Source organism: Rhodococcus sp. Ni2 (assembly GCF_021352185.1).
In the GTDB taxonomy this organism is placed as follows: Bacteria; Actinomycetota; Actinomycetes; order Mycobacteriales; family Mycobacteriaceae; genus Rhodococcus_F; species Rhodococcus_F qingshengii.
The window spans coordinates 749,540-765,655 of the sequence record NZ_WOXZ01000001.1 but is presented as its reverse complement, the minus strand read 5'-3'; the positions used below and the strand labels follow the sequence as shown (position 1 = coordinate 765,655).

At 63.3% G+C, this 16,116-nt stretch carries 16 protein-coding genes and 1 riboswitch; of the genes, 8 read left to right on the top strand and 8 right to left on the bottom strand.

Annotated elements, in window-relative coordinates; genetic code table 11:
* Nucleotides 1-4: 4 nt before the first annotated feature.
* A riboswitch (cyclic di-AMP (ydaO/yuaA leader) is annotated at nt 5-225 on the bottom strand.
* A 383-nt stretch (nt 226-608) separates the two neighbouring features.
* Nucleotides 609-2,006, top strand: a complete 1,398-nt coding sequence (locus tag GN300_RS03605; protein WP_058226123.1) for a YncE family protein — start codon at nt 609-611, stop codon at nt 2,004-2,006.
* A 94-nt stretch (nt 2,007-2,100) separates the two neighbouring features.
* Here GN300_RS03605 and GN300_RS03600 read toward each other — a convergent pair whose 3' ends face one another.
* A complete protein-coding gene (locus GN300_RS03600; protein WP_003939919.1) occupies nt 2,101-2,490 on the bottom strand; it encodes a YccF domain-containing protein in 390 nt (129 codons plus the stop codon).
* A 33-nt stretch (nt 2,491-2,523) separates the two neighbouring features.
* Nucleotides 2,524-2,751 (bottom strand): hypothetical protein, encoded by a 228-nt coding sequence (locus tag GN300_RS03595; protein ID WP_003940194.1) that lies wholly within the window; start codon nt 2,749-2,751, stop codon nt 2,524-2,526.
* A gap of 215 nt (nt 2,752-2,966) precedes the next feature.
* Here GN300_RS03595 and GN300_RS03590 point away from each other — a divergent pair, with 215 nt between their 5' ends.
* Nucleotides 2,967-3,380, top strand: a complete 414-nt coding sequence (locus GN300_RS03590; RefSeq protein WP_007733502.1) for a cold-shock protein — start codon at nt 2,967-2,969, stop codon at nt 3,378-3,380.
* Nucleotides 3,381-3,468: 88 nt separating this feature from the next.
* Here GN300_RS03590 and GN300_RS03585 read toward each other — a convergent pair whose 3' ends face one another.
* From GN300_RS03585 to GN300_RS03575, 3 genes are all read right to left on the bottom strand, one after another.
* Nucleotides 3,469-3,936: a DUF2771 domain-containing protein gene (locus GN300_RS03585; protein ID WP_223304425.1), complete on the bottom strand. Its 468-nt coding sequence runs from the start codon at nt 3,934-3,936 to the stop codon at nt 3,469-3,471.
* A 26-nt stretch (nt 3,937-3,962) separates the two neighbouring features.
* Nucleotides 3,963-5,657, bottom strand: a complete 1,695-nt coding sequence (locus GN300_RS03580) for an MFS transporter (RefSeq protein WP_223304424.1) — start codon at nt 5,655-5,657, stop codon at nt 3,963-3,965.
* Between the two features lie 69 nt (nt 5,658-5,726).
* A complete protein-coding gene (locus GN300_RS03575) occupies nt 5,727-6,557 on the bottom strand; it encodes a glutaminyl-peptide cyclotransferase (RefSeq protein WP_233405567.1) in 831 nt (276 codons plus the stop codon).
* 38 nt (nt 6,558-6,595) lie between these two features.
* Between GN300_RS03575 and GN300_RS03570 the strand changes: the two genes are divergently transcribed.
* From GN300_RS03570 to GN300_RS03560, 3 genes are all read left to right on the top strand, one after another.
* Nucleotides 6,596-7,417 carry a DUF3027 domain-containing protein gene (locus GN300_RS03570; protein WP_030535360.1) on the top strand — a complete coding sequence of 274 codons (822 nt, stop codon included), beginning with the start codon at nt 6,596-6,598 and terminating at the stop codon, nt 7,415-7,417.
* Between the two features lie 68 nt (nt 7,418-7,485).
* Entirely contained in the window at nt 7,486-10,158 is a 2,673-nt protein-coding gene (locus tag GN300_RS03565) for a sacsin N-terminal ATP-binding-like domain-containing protein (protein ID WP_063315904.1), read from the top strand.
* Between the two features lie 6 nt (nt 10,159-10,164).
* Nucleotides 10,165-10,716 carry a phosphatase PAP2 family protein gene (locus tag GN300_RS03560; RefSeq protein ID WP_030535362.1) on the top strand — a complete coding sequence of 184 codons (552 nt, stop codon included), beginning with the start codon at nt 10,165-10,167 and terminating at the stop codon, nt 10,714-10,716.
* Here GN300_RS03560 and GN300_RS03555 read toward each other — a convergent pair.
* The gene (locus GN300_RS03555; RefSeq protein WP_058037819.1) at nt 10,706-11,746 is read right to left on the bottom strand and encodes an iron-siderophore ABC transporter substrate-binding protein; all 1,041 of its coding nucleotides are present in this window, start codon (nt 11,744-11,746) and stop codon (nt 10,706-10,708) included. The two genes, GN300_RS03560 and GN300_RS03555, sit on opposite strands and share 11 nt — an antisense overlap.
* Before the next feature lie 90 nt (nt 11,747-11,836).
* Complete coding sequence (locus GN300_RS03550) at nt 11,837-12,094, bottom strand: DUF2530 domain-containing protein (RefSeq protein WP_007733492.1); 258 nt, start codon at nt 12,092-12,094, stop codon at nt 11,837-11,839.
* Nucleotides 12,095-12,196: 102 nt separating this feature from the next.
* On the opposite strand from GN300_RS03550, the gene GN300_RS03545 reads away from it, so the two are divergent.
* The 3 genes from GN300_RS03545 to GN300_RS03535 all read left to right on the top strand — a co-directional run bounded on the left by GN300_RS03545 (nt 12,197) and on the right by GN300_RS03535 (nt 15,536).
* Nucleotides 12,197-13,651 (top strand): NCS2 family permease, encoded by a 1,455-nt coding sequence (locus GN300_RS03545; RefSeq protein ID WP_003940242.1) that lies wholly within the window; start codon nt 12,197-12,199, stop codon nt 13,649-13,651.
* Between the two features lie 65 nt (nt 13,652-13,716).
* Nucleotides 13,717-14,148, top strand: coding sequence for a MarR family winged helix-turn-helix transcriptional regulator (locus GN300_RS03540; RefSeq protein ID WP_003939901.1), 432 nt, complete (start codon nt 13,717-13,719; stop codon nt 14,146-14,148).
* An 80-nt stretch (nt 14,149-14,228) separates the two neighbouring features.
* Nucleotides 14,229-15,536 (top strand): MFS transporter, encoded by a 1,308-nt coding sequence (locus tag GN300_RS03535; RefSeq protein WP_063316057.1) that lies wholly within the window; start codon nt 14,229-14,231, stop codon nt 15,534-15,536.
* On the opposite strand, the gene GN300_RS03530 is transcribed toward GN300_RS03535, so the two are convergent.
* A complete protein-coding gene (locus GN300_RS03530) occupies nt 15,520-16,068 on the bottom strand; it encodes a hypothetical protein (RefSeq protein ID WP_003940103.1) in 549 nt (182 codons plus the stop codon). The two genes, GN300_RS03535 and GN300_RS03530, sit on opposite strands and share 17 nt — an antisense overlap.
* Nucleotides 16,069-16,116 lie beyond the last annotated feature (48 nt).

Below are 16,116 nucleotides of genomic sequence, written 5' to 3'. Positions count from 1 at the left end.
GTCGAAATCCTCTCCACACGCGCCTGCGAGGTCAGCTGTCGGGTTCGGGCTGAGAGGTCGCCCGGCCTCGCCTTTCCTGGCTGGAAAGGGTCTGGCTTCACCCCAAGATTCGGTCTTGCGATCGAACCGGTGTCCACTGGAGAACTTTTCTGTTCTCACAGAGGACTTTGGGTCCCCCGTCCTCGTCCCTGGAATGCTCTGTCGGAAGTCCGGTACCCGCGGGACAAGGCTTGGCGCGGCGGGCCGGAGGTGGCCGAGTTTCCCGGCCGAAAACGACGGTAACGGCTCGAGTCGCTCGTGTCACCATTTGATAACGCGGCGTGGCGAAAGCCGTACAACGCGTCACACAAAGCGCAGGAGACTCTTCCCAGGTAGGTGGGGGTGCCCGAGTGAATGTCCGGTTGTGTCCGTTCCGTTATCCATCCGTAATGTGAGCAAGGTCACACGTTATGTGGAAATACAATTTCGGGCGATTGAGAGGTGTGTCGATCCGGGCCCAAGGTGTGGCCCGTGTCTCAACATCGAGATCGAAACTTAGGTTAGGTTTGCCTGACTTGCCTCGATTGGGCAGGTTTCGCAGAGTCTTCCAAAGAAGTAGGGCACCCCTCATGAAACTGCAATACCGTCGGCGTGCGGTCACCGCATCACTCGCCGTCGCCGCTGCTGCTGTCGGCCTGGCCGTCACTGCTCCCGCTGCACACGCCTCACCCGAGGATCCGACACACGGTGTTGTCGGAAGCTATTCCGCAACCCAGCCCGGCGACATCGTCGTCGACTCGGCAACCCACCGCGGATACATCACGCAGTACGGCGGACCGACCAGCTCGTTGTCCGTCGTCGACACGAACACCGGCAAGTCCGTCGGCACCATCGACGGCGTCGTCGGTTACCCGTCGGCACTTGCCGTCGACTCAGGCCTCGGACGCGCATACGTGTCCTCCTCCTACGGCGGCGCGATCTCGATTGTCGACACGAAGACCGGGAAGGTCGAAAAGACGGTCACGCTGAGCGAGAAGAACCCCGACGGCTCGCGTCCGCAGATCAACGATGTCGTCGTCGATCCCACAACACACCGCGCGTACTTCTCGGACTACAAGTCCGGCAACATCCGAGTCGTCGACCCCAACGCCGCCGACGCCGTGTCGAGCATTCTGGTCCACAAGTCGGCAACGCCGACCAAGCTCGCCTTCGACAGTGTCCGCGGCTTCCTCTACATCGCGGACACCAACTTCTTCGACGAGAATTACGGCCGCACGCTGTGGCAGGCGGACGTACGCAAGGGCGGAGCACTCAAGTCGATCGTGCGTGCCGACAACCTCTACCCGGTCGACGTCGATGTCGACACGAACACCGGCAACATCTACATGACCGACACCCGGGCAACCAACCTGTGGGCGATCACCCCGGCCGGCGCGGTTCTGTCGAAGACCACGCTGTCTCCGACCGCGATTCCCAACGGCGTGGTCGTCGACGCTGCGGCAGGCATTGCATATGTCGCGGACGTCATGAACGGACACCTGTGGTCGGTCGATCTGACGACCCGCGCCACCACCGCTCTGACCGATACCAAGGTTCCGGCACTGGAGAAGGTCAAAAACCTCGCGCTCGACACCTCGACCGGCGCCATCGCGTCGACGACCAACGGGGGCAAGGTGACAGTCGTTGCTGCGTACCCGCTACCCGCGACCGTCGAATTGCCTGCCGCTCAGGTAGGTAAGGCGTATTCGCAGAAGCTCACTGCCGCCGATGCGCGCGCAACCTTTGCACTCACCAGTGGCACTCTGCCCGGCGGACTGTCCCTCGCACAGGACGGCACCATCTCGGGTACCCCCACCGCTGTCGGCAGCGTCACCGTCGAGGTCACTGCGAAGAGCGTGCTTTCGCGTGCTTCGAGCGTGACCATCGTGGTCTCCGAGGGGCCGGTCGGCCCCGTCGATCCGGGCAACCCGGGAACGGGTACCGGTTCGCTCGGTAACCTCCCCGGACTCGGTAGCCTCGGCCGCTGATACGACCTGATACCAGAGAACCCGACCACAGCAACTGCTGTGGTCGGGTTCTTCGGTCCGCGGGCCCGCTATGCGTAATCGACGCGGTCCACGACTATGCGTAATTCACCCGGTCCACGTCGACGATCTCCTTGCCGAGCGGCATCAGCGAGATCGGAATCATCTTCAGGTTCGCGACCGCGAGCGGAATTCCGATGATCGTGATCGCCATCGCGACGGCGGTGACGATGTGTCCGATCGCCAACCAGATACCGGCGATGATCACCCAGATGACATTGCCGATCATCGAACCGACACCAGCGGTCGGCTTGTCGACGACGGTCTTACCGAACGGCCACAGTGCGTAGATGCCGATGCGGAATGCCGCGATTCCGAAGGGAATCGTGATGATGAGGATGCAGCAGATGATGCCTGCGGCGAAGTAACCCAACGCCAGCCAGAAGCCGCCGAAGACCAGCCAGATCACGTTCAGGAGGATTCTCATGGTCAGTGACCTTTCGGTTGGAGGCGGGAGTGATCAGCGCACGCGTCGACCGGATCTGAGCGTGTAGACGATGGCCAGGAGGAAGCCGATCGGGCACGCGAGTGCTACCAGGTACAACGCCAGGCCGGGTGGGGTGTCGCTGAAGATATGGACTGCGAAGATGGCCACGATCGCCAGGAATCCGACGATGAACAGTGCCATCGCCGTACGGAACAGACCGTTTCCGGTGCCGGAAGTGCGCGGGTTCGGTTGAGGGTCCACACCTACGAGGATAGTGCCTGTAAACCTGGGTGCCGACCCGGGTTCGTCACAGGTAGACTGTTAACAGACTGCGCGCCCCGCTGAAGCAAGTGTGGGGCGCGTTCTTTTGCATTCTTCCACCGGAAGCGATGCGAGCAAGGCCATGAGGCTCTTCCGAGAGCCTCCCGAGCACATTGGGGCAGACGCCCCAGTCGAGTGATGAGCAGGTGAACGCGGTGCCGACCGGCAAGGTGAAGTGGTACGACGTCGAAAAGGGTTTCGGCTTTCTGTCGCAGGAAGAGGGCGAGGACGTCTACGTCCGTGCTTCCGCTCTCCCCGAGGGCGTCGAAGGCTTGAAGGCCGGCCAGCGCGTCGAGTTCGGAATGGCTGCGGGCCGCCGCGGTCCGCAGGCACTGAGCCTGAAGGTACTCGAGCCGGCGCCGTCGTTGCGCGGCGCGACGGCGACGCGTCGTGAGCCCGTCGAGCGTAAGCACACCCCTGATCAGTTGCACGGCATGGTCGAGGACATGATCACGTTGCTCGAGGCGAAGGTCCAGCCGGATCTGCGCAACGGCAAGTACCCGGACCGCAAGACCGCTCAGCGGATCTCCGAGGTCGTCCGGGCCGTCGCTCGCGAGCTCGACACCTGATCGCTCGATACGAGCTGCCATACACGGCTTCGAAACAAAATGCCCTGCACACCAATCGGTGTGCAGGGCATTTTCGACGTTCCGGGGATCAAGCGGTCTTGATCGACCAGATCAGCAGTCCCTGTTCGCTTCCCTCACCGACGGCGAGGTGGATTTCGACGCCGACGAGTTGCTTGACGGGATCGCTCGAAGACTCGACCGTCACTGCCAGGGCCTCGCCGGGCTCGAAGACTCGGGGCTCACCGGTCTGGTTGCCGTCGGCATCCTCGTAGACGGCGAGCAGTGCCCACTGCGCATCCGAGACGTCCGTCGACAACGACAGCTGCAGCGGGTAGCCCGCTGGAACGTCGAGTGCGTAGATGTCGCCCACCTGGGCGCACTGGGACAGGTCGATGGTGCAGAAACCGGCAGGGTTCGTTTCGATCGTCTTGCCGTGTGCGTATGCAGTGATGACCGGCAGCTTGTCGGGGTCGTCATTGATGTTCTTGATGATCACGAAAAGAACGGAGACGTAAGCAACCAGTGCCACCACCATCAGGACACTGATCGCTGCCACGATCTTCTTTGTTCTCGAGCGCATCATCACTGCGGAGTACTTCCTTGTCCTCGGTTGGATTTACCGGTGTAAATCACTTCGGTCACTTCTTGTTCGGCCAGATCGGGTCGCTTCCCGCCGAGGCCGGGCAGGAGGCTGCTTCCTCGGTAGCTCAGGAAGGTCTGCAGAAGCCCGATCGTCAGGAACACCGATACAACAGTGAACCCGATCCAGTATTCGGTCGGAAGCAGAACCCCCAATGCGCCGCCGAGTACCCAGCTCAGCTGCAGAACCGTCTCGGATCTACCGAATCCGGACGCGATCGATTCCTCGGGCAGGTCGTGCTGGAGTGACGCGTCGAGTGAGACCTTGGCGAGCGCGCTGGCGGCCGATGCGATGAGCGTGGCAAGCGCGGCCGTCATGAGGTTGTCCGTCAGAGCTGCGATCACCGCGATGATCCACACCGACGCAGTACACCGGAGCACGATCAAGGCAGGCCGGCCGAGCTTGAGGCGCGCACCCGTGGCATTTCCGGCGAAGTTACCCAGACCGGCTGCTGCGCCGACCAGGCCGAGCATCATGGCCTGCTGGAGCGGCTCGTGATCGGTGCGTGATTTGGCGACGAACGCGATGTAGAGCGTCAGGAAGCCGGTGAGCACGCGAATGGTGCCGTTGCCCCAGAGTCCGATGATCACGGCGCGTCCGAGAGGCTGACGGACCTTGGCAGGTTTGGCGTCCGGCTGCGGTGGGGCGCTGCCGGCGTGATGCGCTTCGTCCGGGTGGTAGGTGATGGTCGCGGGTACCTCACCCTCGGTGACCTCGACCCACGACGGGATTCGCATGCTCAGATATGCGCCGAACACGGTGACGGCGACCGCGAACCACAAGGCGCCGGTGGAACCGAAAGCGAGCGCGAGCGCACCTGCGACCGCGCCGGCCCCGATCGTTCCACCGATCAGCCCGAAGACCGTCAGACGCGAATTCACGCGCACCAGGTCTATTTCCGGTGGTAAGACACGTGGTGTCACTGCACTCTTGAGCACCGAGAACGATTTACTGAGCACCATCATGCCGAGCGCGGCCGGATAGAGGATCCAACTGTCGAAGTTGAAGACCAGGATCACCGCGAGGAGCGTCCGGATTCCGAACGACGACGCGAGTGCGATGCGGCGTCCGCGCTGCAACCGGTCGAGCATGGGGCCGATGAGCGGTGCGATGACCGCGAACGGTGCGATCGTGATCAGGAGATAGAGCGCGACCTTGGTCTTGTCCTCGCCCGTCGCCGCCGAGAAGAACAGGGTGTTGGCCAGAGCGACGGAGATCGCCGCGTCGGTCGCGTTGTTCGTCATCACCGCGTAGGTGAGAGCGGTCAGACCGGACTTGTCCGCGCCGTCGGCCTTCGCCGCGCGCTGGAAGGTCGCGATGCCCTTGTTCGTCAGTTCGCGGCTGCGCATCGCTGCGACGCGAGTGACGGTGAGCTTGCGAGGCATCGGTGGAGCCTTGGGAGCGTCCGCCCCCGGCGTCTTCGAACCGGCCGCGGATTCGGAGTCTCCCCGCGATTCGGGAATCGGATGCAGCGGTGGCAAAGGCGTGCGACGGGCAGCGGGACGGGCCGAAGGTGGGTAATTGTCCGGGCGGGCCGCGGGTGGGTAATTGTCGTAACCGGGGTGCACCTGTTGCCCCTCCGGCTCGTCGTGGATTCGCCGAGTTTCGGGGTCGTAGGGTTCGCGCGGTCCGGTCACCACTCAATTCTGTCCTAGTGTCGGCGCGGCTACCACGCACACCCCTGCGAGTCCTGTGTCATGTCGGACTCAGTTAACAAAACGGACTTCGAACATCTGCGGCCAATACTTGCCGGTGAGCAGGAATCGATCGGTACCGGGAATCTGCGCGATGCCGTTGAGAACGTCGACGGTGCTGGTCGATCCGTCCGCGACGAGTTCTTCGCGTAGCGGCGAAGCGTCGTACACGTTCGTGACGCTGCCGTCCGACGGGTCGATTCGGACGACGGTGTCCGTGGTCCAGACATTGGCGTAGACGGAGCCGTCTTCGGCGCATTCCAATTCGTTCAGCTTGCCGACGGACTCCGAAGATCTGGTGACGTCGACGGTCGAGATCGGCGCAAAGGTTTCGGGATCGCGAAAGGTCAACGTGGCCGAACCGTCGCTCGAGACAATCCGATCCCCGAGCGAACAGATTCCCCATCCCTCGGTGTCGAGTGGGAACCGCCCCCGTTCGGTCAAGGTGTCCTTGTCACGGGCGATGGCAACGCCGTCTTTCCAGGTGAGTTGCCACAGTGTGTCTCCGGCGACCGTGATGCCCTCACCGAACAACGGCGGGTCGAGATCGGCACGCGCAACTTCCGGTCCCGAAGCGGGGGGCTGCTCGTCGGAGATCTCGCTCGAGCGCACCCAGGACTGCCCGACGCGTCCGGTGCTTTCGTACAACCGGTTTCCGTCGATCTCGAGGCCCTGCGTGAACGCGTCGGGATCGTGCGCGGACACTCGAACGATCTCGACGGAGCCGGTTTCGGACGTGAGGTTGTCGGGAGCGCCGGGGGAATCGGAGCACCCCGCCAAGGCCGAGGCGATCACGGCGACCACTGCAAAAGTGCGCACGGAATTGGCGTGTGACCTACTCATCTGCCCAGCATGGCAGCCCAGTGCGTTGCGGACTTGCGGTGGTGCGGCAAACTGGAGGAGTGAGTGTTGCTACTTCTCCAGAGCGTGCAGTGCCGCGCCCAGTACTGGCCGATGCGGTCGAGCTTGCCCGAAAGGCAGTCGTCGACCTGCATGAAGGCGGTGTGGGGGCATACCTCGGCGTGACGTCGGAGGACGAATTTGCCGCCACCCATCGATTTGCAGCAGACATTCCGGGATACCGCGGTTGGCAGTGGGCGGTTGTCGTCGCTGCCGGACCGGAGGACACCCACGCCACGATCAGTGAGTTGGCGCTGTTGCCGGGTCCCGACGCGTTGGTTGCGCCGGAATGGCTGCCATGGGATCAGCGGATTCGTCCCGGCGATCTGTCCGTCGGTGACCTACTCGCCCCGCCGGCCGAGGATCCTCGCCTCGTTCCCGGCTACGTCGCCACCGGTGACCCGGAAGTCGACGAGGTAGCTCTCGAAATCGGGCTCGGCCGCAAACAGGTCATGAGCCGCGAGGGCCGACTCGATGCCGCGCAGCGTTGGTTCGACGGTGACTTCGGCCCGGAGTCGGAGATGGCGAAGGCCGCGCCGTCGACGTGTGGACTGTGTGGATTCTTCCTTCCACTCGCCGGTTCGCTGCACGCAGCGTTCGGTGTGTGCGGAAACGAACTCTCCGCAGACGGCCGTGTGGTCAGCGTGTCCTACGGTTGTGGCGCGCACTCGGACACCAGCCTGCCGCTCGGTGCGGGCTCGCCGCAGTTCGACGCATTCGACGACGGGGCCGTCGAGCTGATTGCGGTGCCCGCTCGCCCGTCGAGCGCTGTTGCAGTTGAGGATTCGGTATCCACCGAGTAGAAGATCCGTTCGGTACGGACGCACTCCGCGAGGCGACGCTGCGCGCGTGGTCGGAATCTCCGACGCGATTGCGTGAAGACGCGGCTGCGGAATCCGACCTCGCAAAGGCCGGGTACCGCGACCGTCTGCTCACCGAACTGGCGCAGAACGCTGCCGATGCAGCTGCACGCGAGGGCGTCCAGGGCTCTTTGTGGGTGGATGTGGACGGTCGGACGCTGACGGTGGCGAACACGGGCCGTCCACTGGACGAATCCGGTGTACATGCGCTGACCGCGCTGCGCGCGTCGAACAAGGTCGACGCCGACGAAGGTGTGACGGGACGGTTCGGCGTCGGATTCTCGGCAGTTCTCTCGGTCAGTGACGAGGTGGAACTGCGCTCGTCGACGGGATCGATTCGATTCTCTGCCTCGCACACTCTGCGCGAGATCGAGTCTCGCGAACTCCCGGTACCGGAAACCAGTGTCCCCGTACTTCGTTTGGTGTGGCCGTCTGGCGAATTGCCGAGCGATGGTGCTGATTCGGAAGTGGTGCTGACGCTTCGGCCGGACGTCGATGCCGCGGCGCTGCTTTCGCAGATGACACGTGAGGCAGTCGACCTGCTGCTCGAACTCCCGGCTCTCGGATCAATTCGTCTGGGTGAGAGAACTTTTCGGCGATCGGAACGGGTGCTGGATTCCGGCCTCGTCGAGATCGCGATAGGTGATCGCACGTGGTGGCAGTACACCGCGCCGAACGCGCGATGGTTGGTGCCGGTCCGCGACGGGGTCGTCGAGCCGGTCGCAGACGACGTCCTGCGGGCGCCGACGCGATCCGACGAGGAACTGTCGATCCCCGCGATCATCATTGCCGACATTGCAATGCAACCCGATCGGCGACGCCTCATGCCCGCTGCACCGATCGCTCCGCTTGCCGAGGGGTACGCGAAGTTCCTTGCTGCACTACCTCCTCGGCAGCGAACGGCACTCGTCCCGATCCCTGCCTTTGCCCGCAGCGAAACCGATTCGCTTCTGCGCGAAGCGCTTCTGAAGGAGCTGCAGGAAAACGAGTGGCTTCCGGTGGTCGGTGAACCCGACCGCGCGCCGCAGCGAGCATCCGTGGTGCCCGGGCTCGGTGATGACCTTGCCGAGTTGCTCACCGACATCATCGGCGGCCTGGTTGTCCCCGAGCTCTCCGGCCCCAAGCACGAGCGAGCACTCGCGGCAGTGTCGACGCACCGCATCGGGCTCGCGCGCATCGCGGAACTGCTCAGCGGTTCGGAACGTGAACCGAAGTGGTGGAATCGACTCTATTCGGCTCTCGAGCCCTTGGTGATCGACACTCTTGCGGTGGAAGAGCTTGGAACACTGCCGGTTCCGCTCTCCGACGGACGGACGGTGACCGGGCCGCGGACCGTCGTCGTCGGCGTCGAACTGGGCGAAGACGCGCCGTCGGTGCAGTGGACGAGGTTGGTTCATCCCGTCGCGGTTCACCCGTTGCTGTCTCGATTGGGAGCGCAGACCGCGAGTGCCACCGACCTGCTGTCCGATCCGGTGCTGCGCGCATTGATCGAAGATGCTGCGGACCAAGATGATTCGGTAGCGACGGAGTTGGCGCAAGTTGTACTCGGATTGGCGGCCCACGTGGCGCCAGGGGCGCTGCCGTCGTGGATCGGTGAAGTGCTGCTTCCTGATTCGGAAGGCGAATTGCGGTCCGCCGACCAACTTCTGCTTCCGGGAGCTCCCCTTGCAAGCGTCCTGGTCGAGGATTCTCCCTTCGGCATCGTCGACGCTGATTTTGTTCAGCGGGTGGGGGAGCAGGCGCTACGGGTAGTCGGTGTCGGGTGGGGTTTCACGGTGGTCCGTGAGGAATTGCCGTCCGGCCCCGATCACGATCTCGACGCCGAAGACGCATGGTGGGACACCCTCGACGAGGACCCCGAATACATCGAAGCCGTGCGCGATCTCGATCTCGTGGACGAAGACCGCTGGCCGCAGGCGCTGTCGCTGCTGGTCGAGTCGCCGGCGACGCGGGCGCTGCTCACCGACCGTCGTGGATACACGGCGTGGTGGTTGCGTTCGAATGCCGAACTCGGCGGTGAGGTGCTGGGCTTGCTGCGCGCTCCGGGCGATCGCACCTTCGAGGGATTGCTCGATGCTGCCGAACACCCCGACGCCGGATTCTTCTCCGGATTGCTGGCATCGGATACCGTCGACGATCCGGAACTGGCTCAGCTGCTGCTCGATCGGCTTGCCGACCCACTACGGATGCCGGCCTCCGCCGTCGTCGCGCGGACGCACCGACTGCTGGGTGAGGCAGCGCAGCGACGGGTTCTCGACCTGGAGGAACTGCACCTGCCTCCGTTCGTGCGAGGCCTTTCCGGCGATCTGGTCGATCCCGGCGACGCCCTTGTTCTCGACCAACCGTGGCTGGGAGCAGCACTACCTGCGCAACGAGTGGTGCTCGGCAGCTTCGAGACGGCCGACGCACTGGCAGATCTGCTCGACGTCGCGACGGCGTCTGCATCCGTTCACGGACGAGTGAGCAGCACCGGCGTCGTGACGACTTGGGCGAACGAACCGCAGGCAGTTCTCGGCTTCGCAGCCCTCGGCCGTGAGGTACCCAGCGGCGAGGTAGTGATCCATCACGAACTGACGGTGGAACTGACGGGGGCGGTCGAGACGACGGTGATCGTGCCGTGGTGGGTGGACTCGGACGGCGTTCATCACGTGATGCGTACGTGGACTCTGCCGCAAGGAATGTGAGGGCAGATGTCTTTTGATCAGTGGGTACTCGACAGCGCAGTGAGTCAGCGGACGGCGTGGCTCGTAGACGTCGTCGACGTCATCACCGACAGCGGCGGAACCCTCGCGTCGTGGCTGATCGCGACGCTGCTCACGATCGTGCTTCTGGTTCGGGGACTGCGTACCGAAGCTCTGCTGATCGCCGGATCGATGTTGACCGGTCTGCTCGTGATGAGCGGATTGAAGCGCATCTTCACGCGAACCCGCCCACCCGTTCCGGAGCGATTGATCGAAATCGATTCGTATTCGTTCCCGTCGGGCCACGCGATGATGAGCGCGATACTCGCGACTTCGGTTGCCGCCGTGATCCTTCGTCTTGCCTTGCCGAGGCTCGCGAAGATGGCAATGCTCGCGAGCCTCGGCCTGTACACGATCGCCGTCGGATTCTCCCGCGTCTACCTGGCTGCCCATTGGATGACCGATGTACTAGCAGGTTGGGCGTTCGGGATGATGTGGGCCGGGGTGTGGATCTGGGGAACCGCGCAGATCAGAAAGCGCCGGGCGCTGGTTACTTCGTGAGCTCGGCGAGTAGTTGGCTCGTGGCCCACGGCAAGCTCAGTGCCGAGCTTGCGGTCAAGGCCGCACCGACCTGCGGAGCCTGATCGTCGTTGACGTAGACGACGCGATTGTCCTTGACCACGTCGAGTTGCTGGAAGCCAGGGTTGTTTCGGACCGCCTGTGCGGCATCGGGATTGCCGATGACAACGAGACGGTCCACGTCGAGAAGATCCAGTCGTTCGGTGGAGATCGGCGCGTAGAACTCACCGTTCATCAAGGCCTCGACCGCGGGAGCAGGTTTGAATCCGAGACTGCCGAGAACCCGTCCGCGGGCGTCCTCGGAGGAGAAGGCGTAGAACTCCGGGGTCGCGTCGACGCTGATGATCACCGCGGTCTGGTCTGCAAATTCCGGGTGAGCGCTTCTGGCGTCGGCGAACTGCTTGTCGATATCGGCGACCAACTTCTCGCCGTCGGCTTCGCGACCCACTGCCTTCGCTGCGGTCTTCGTCGTGATCTGCCACGGAGTTGCGTAGTCGCCGTAGGCCGGATCCTTCGCGACGGTCGGGGCGATCGCGGAAAGTGTGCTGTACAGGTCTTTGTCGATGCTCGAGTAGAGCGCGAGGATCAGGTCGGGCTCGAGCGCAGCGATCTTTTCGACGCTGATCGTGGTTTCGGGATTGCTGCCGACGACGGTCGGTTCGGTTCCGCCCCAAGGGCCGGTGACCCATGGCCACGTGCGGTTGACGTCCGGTTCGCCCGGGTACTGGTTGACCATTCCGACGGGCTTGATGCCCAGAGCCAACAGAGCCTGCTCGTCGTTGTAACCGACGGTGACGATCCGTTGTGGTTCGGAATCGATCGTGGTGCTGCCGAAAGCGTGATCGATCGTGACGGGGAAGGCGCCACCACCGGAACTCGACGGACTACTTGCTGCGTCGTCGTTCGAACTGCAGGAGACGAGTGCTGTGCCGACCAGGGCGACCACAGCAACGGATGTCAGTCTCGTCCAACGTCCTCGGCTTTTCCAACGATTTCGGTGGGAGATCTTCACGGCTACGTGGTTCCTTTCAGCATTGACAAGCTAAGACCGACACTGGAGTGCAGGGTAGGCTTACCATACTGAAAGGGTGAATCGACCTGCTCAGTCGACCAGACCGGCGCCCTGCTGTGCGCCCTTGTCACCGCGCACAGCTGCGCGTCGTTGAATGGAGAACAGAGCGAAGCCGAGGAAGCCGACTCCGATACCCGCGTAACAGATCGGGAGTGCATCCGACCAACGATCGCCGCTCACCGCGACCACGATCGTGGCGATCACCCACAACGCGGTGCCGATGATCAGTGCCGGCGCGGGTGCGGACAATTTGCCGATCAGGCCTGTTGTGTTGCGAGTCTCCGTCACAAAATTAACGCTACCCGTACCCCGGTGGCCTACTCTCCCTAGTGCGACCGGCTTCATGTGCGCCGGCACACGGCGACCTACAGCGATGGGGAAAGAACAAACATGGCGGCACCCGGCAAGATCCTCGACACCTATTTCAAGATCAGCGAACGAGGGTCGACGATCTCGACCGAGATTCGCGGCGGTGTCGTCACCTTCGTGGCGATGGCCTACATCGTGGTCCTCAACCCCCTGATCCTCGGCAGTTTCTCGGCTGACGACGCTGCAGCGAAGACCGACGTTCTCGGCAACATCCTTCCGGTCAACCAGGTGGCTGCGGTCACCGCTCTGGTTGCCGGCCTGATGAGCATCGTCTTCGGTGTCGTTGCCAACTATCCGTTTGCCATCGCCGCGGGTCTCGGCATCAACAGCCTGCTCGCCGTCACAATCGCACCTCAGGTCACCTGGCCCGAGGCGATGGGCCTGGTGGTCATCGACGGTGTGATCATCGTTCTGTTGGCACTCACCGGCTTCCGAACTGCGGTGTTCAATGCGATTCCCTCGGCATTGAAGTCCGCGATCGCGGCCGGTATCGGCATGTTCATCGCCTTCATCGGACTGGTCGACGCCGGATTCGTCCGCCGTATCCCCGATGCCGCCGGTACGACGGTTCCCGTCGGACTCGGAATCAACGGCTCCATCGCTTCGTGGCCGACCGTGGTGTTCATCTTCGGTGTGCTGCTCATGGGTGTTCTGGTAGTGCGCAAGGTTCGTGGTGGACTGCTGATCGGCATAGTCGTCACGACGATCCTCGCCGCGATCATCGAGGCAGTTGCCGACGTCGGACCCTCGCTCGGAACCAACCCCAAGGGCTGGAACCTCAGCATCCCCGCGATCCCGGAGATGCTCGGTGGTATGCCTGATCTGAGCCTGGTCGGCGACGTCAGCATCTTCGGCGCATTCACCCGCATCGGTGTTCTGGCCGCCAGCCTGCTTGTCTTCACCCTCGTGCTCGCGAATTTCTTCGACGCCATGGGCACGATGACGGGTCTCGGTAAGGAAGCCGGCCTGACCGACAAGGACGGAAACCTCCCCAACGTCGGTCGCGCGCTTGTCGTCGAAGGCGCGGGCGCGATCGTCGGCGGTGGCGCTTCGGCGTCGTCGAACACCGTGTTCGTGGAATCCGCGTCGGGTATCGCCGAAGGCGCCCGCACGGGCCTGGCAAACGTCGTGACCGGACTGCTCTTCCTCGTCGCGATGTTCCTGACGCCGCTCTACTCCGTCGTGCCGATCGAGGCAGCTGCGCCTGCCCTCGTCGTCGTCGGTGCGCTGATGATCGGGCAGGTCCGAGACATCGATTTCACCAAGTTCTCGGTTGCTCTCCCGGCGTTCCTGACCATGATCGTCATGCCGTTCACCTACTCGATCGCCAACGGCATCGGCGTCGGCTTCATTTCATGGGTGGTCCTGCACGCTGCCAGCGGTGGTATCAAGAAGATCCACCCGTTGCTCTGGATCGTGGCGGCACTTTTTGTGGCCTACTTCACTGTCGGACCCATTACCGACGCCCTTACGTGAAATCAGGGTTGACCGGTATTCGATTACGTGAGCTACCGGCCAGCTCTTGACGTATTGTCTGACGCGTGACCACCGAAACTCGTGCGCTGGCCAGCGATCTTTCCCTGGCTGTAGTGCGTCTCACCAGGCATCTGCGCGGCCGCAGAGTCGACGCTCAGGTATCGCTGACGCAACTGTCCGCCTTGGCGAGCCTGGATCAGTACGGCCCGATGACTCCTGGCGTACTCGCAGCACGTGAGAAAGTGCAGCCGCCGTCGATGACGCGCGTTGTTGCTTCTCTCGCCGAGCTCGGTCTGGTCGAGCGCTCGCCGCATCCCACGGACGGTCGTCAGATCATCGTGAATCTGTCCGACGCCGGGCAGGCGTTGCTCGCGGACGAAACCCATGCGCGTGAGGCGTGGATGAACGAGCAGCTGGCCGGGCTGGGTGGCGAAGAACTCGCGACACTGCGCGGTGCCGTCGAGATCATCACCGAGATGGTCAACAAGACGGAGTAGCTCCGCTACCTAGAGGTCGTTGCCCAAACGAATTACTCGAGGGGCAAGATAGTGGGGTGCCCCGAGACCCCGATTCCGGCATGTTTGCCGCGCTCCGCAACCGCAACTACCGCCTTTGGGCTTCCGGACAGATCGTTTCTCTGGTCGGCACGTGGATGCAACGCATCGCCCAGGACTGGCTGGTACTGACGCTCTCGGACGGCAACGCGCTGGCGGTGGGCATCGTCATGGCCTTGCAGTTCGGCCCGACGCTGTTCTTGTCGGTGTGGGGTGGGGTGCTGGCCGATCGGTACGACAAGCGTCGGATCCTGATCTTCACGCAGTGGGCGAGTGCGGTATGCGCGCTGGTGTTGGGTCTGCTGGACGTCGGTGGGCTCGTCGCGTTGTGGCATGTCTTCCTGATTGCCTTTGCCCTCGGCTGTGTCTCGGCGCTCGACGCACCCGTGCGTCAATCGTTCACCATCGAAATGGTGGGCAAGGAACACCTGTCCAACGCCATCGCGCTCAACTCCATGACGTTCAACACGGCCCGCATCGTCGGTCCGGCCATCTCGGGTGTGCTGATCAACCTGATCGGAACAGGGTGGGTGTTCCTGCTCAACGTCGCAACATTCGGTGGGGTGCTCATCGCGCTCTACCTGATGAACAAGAAGGAGTTGATCCCGTCGGAACCGGCCCCGCGCACCAAGGGGCAGGTGCGCGACGGGTTCCGATATGTATGGGGCCGCAAGGACCTTCGCGTGATAATGGTGTCGGTCTTCATGGTCTCGACCTTCGGCCTGAACTTCGCGATCAGCCTGGCGGTGATGGCGCGCAACACGTTCGGCCTCGAGGCCGACGGTTACGGATTGCTGTCCACGACGCTCGCCGTGGGCACCCTTGCCGGCGCTGTGTACGCCGCAAGACGGAAGGAAGCGCCGCGGTTGCGGACGTTCCTCGGTGCCGCCGTGGCTTTCGGTGTGTTCGAGGTCGCGGTGGGATTGATGCCCACCTACGCGTTGGTGGCGCTGATGTTGATCCCCACGGGCGCACTGACGTTGACGTTCACGACGTCCGCGATGAACATCCTGCAGATGTCGGTGCCTTCCGAGATGCGCGGGCGGGTGATGGGTATCTACATGCTCAGTTTCCTCGGTGGCACACCGCTGGGAAGCCCGTTGCTGGGTTGGCTCGCCGACTCCGTGGACCCACGTGCGCCCTTGATCGTGGGCGGAGTGATCTCGCTCGTCTCGGGCACTGTGGCCGGGGTGTACCTGCTACGCAGCGAAGGGCTGAAACTTCGTCTTGCGCGACCGGAAGACGGTGGCAGGCTGCCGGTTTTCGTCCTGCGTCCGGTGATCGTATGCGACGCGACCGAACAGGCAGTCGAGGCTAGCCGCGCGCCGTGACCTTCTCACGCTTGGGAAACACCGTGTAGCTCAGGGCGATTGCTCCCCAGATTGCGAGTACCACTGTCAGCTTGCTGATCCATCCGTCGAGGGCTCCAGTGCGGGTGGGGTCGTCGACGAGGAAGATGGCCGCGCCGAGAAGTCCGCACGCGACGGCCCAGGCGATCGCGGCTTTGCCGAACTCGCGCCATTCGCGCAGTGCTCGCGCACTCCCGTACTTGGGTGGTGCGACGGGAGCCGGGCCGCCGGCGAATCGGTAGGCGAACCTGGCGTCGGCCCAGGAGATGAGGCTGTGTCCGAACGCGACGGAGAATCCGATGTAGGCCGCGGCAAGCCCATGGGTGAAGTTCGCCTCGCCACCGCCACGAAGATCGAGGGCTGTGGCGACGAGCAGTACGACATCCACCAGGGGCGCGCAGATGAGCAGTGCGGCGCCCAGCGTTTTGCGGCGCAGTAGATAGCGGGCCGCGAGACCTGCGGCGATGAACACCCAGAACATGATTTCGCACGCGATGATCAAGTGGACGATCATGACATCAGCTCATTTCTAGTACGACTGTGTTAGTGATTGAAAACTAGC

What these genes read in the sequence shown, in the direction of transcription:
- GN300_RS03605 (WP_058226123.1), top strand. Translation starts at nt 609, where the DNA reads ATGAAACTGCAATACCGTCGGCGTGCGGTCACCGCATCACTCGCCGTC.
- GN300_RS03600 (WP_003939919.1), bottom strand. Translation starts at nt 2,490, where the DNA reads ATGAGAATCCTCCTGAACGTGATCTGGCTGGTCTTCGGCGGCTTCTGG.
- GN300_RS03575 (WP_233405567.1), bottom strand. Translation starts at nt 6,557, where the DNA reads ATGAGTAGGTCACACGCCAATTCCGTGCGCACTTTTGCAGTGGTCGCC.
- GN300_RS03560 (WP_030535362.1), top strand. Translation starts at nt 10,165, where the DNA reads ATGTCTTTTGATCAGTGGGTACTCGACAGCGCAGTGAGTCAGCGGACG.
- GN300_RS03545 (WP_003940242.1), top strand. Translation starts at nt 12,197, where the DNA reads ATGGCGGCACCCGGCAAGATCCTCGACACCTATTTCAAGATCAGCGAA.
- GN300_RS03535 (WP_063316057.1), top strand. Translation starts at nt 14,229, where the DNA reads ATGTTTGCCGCGCTCCGCAACCGCAACTACCGCCTTTGGGCTTCCGGA.
- GN300_RS03530 (WP_003940103.1), bottom strand. Translation starts at nt 16,068, where the DNA reads ATGATCGTCCACTTGATCATCGCGTGCGAAATCATGTTCTGGGTGTTC.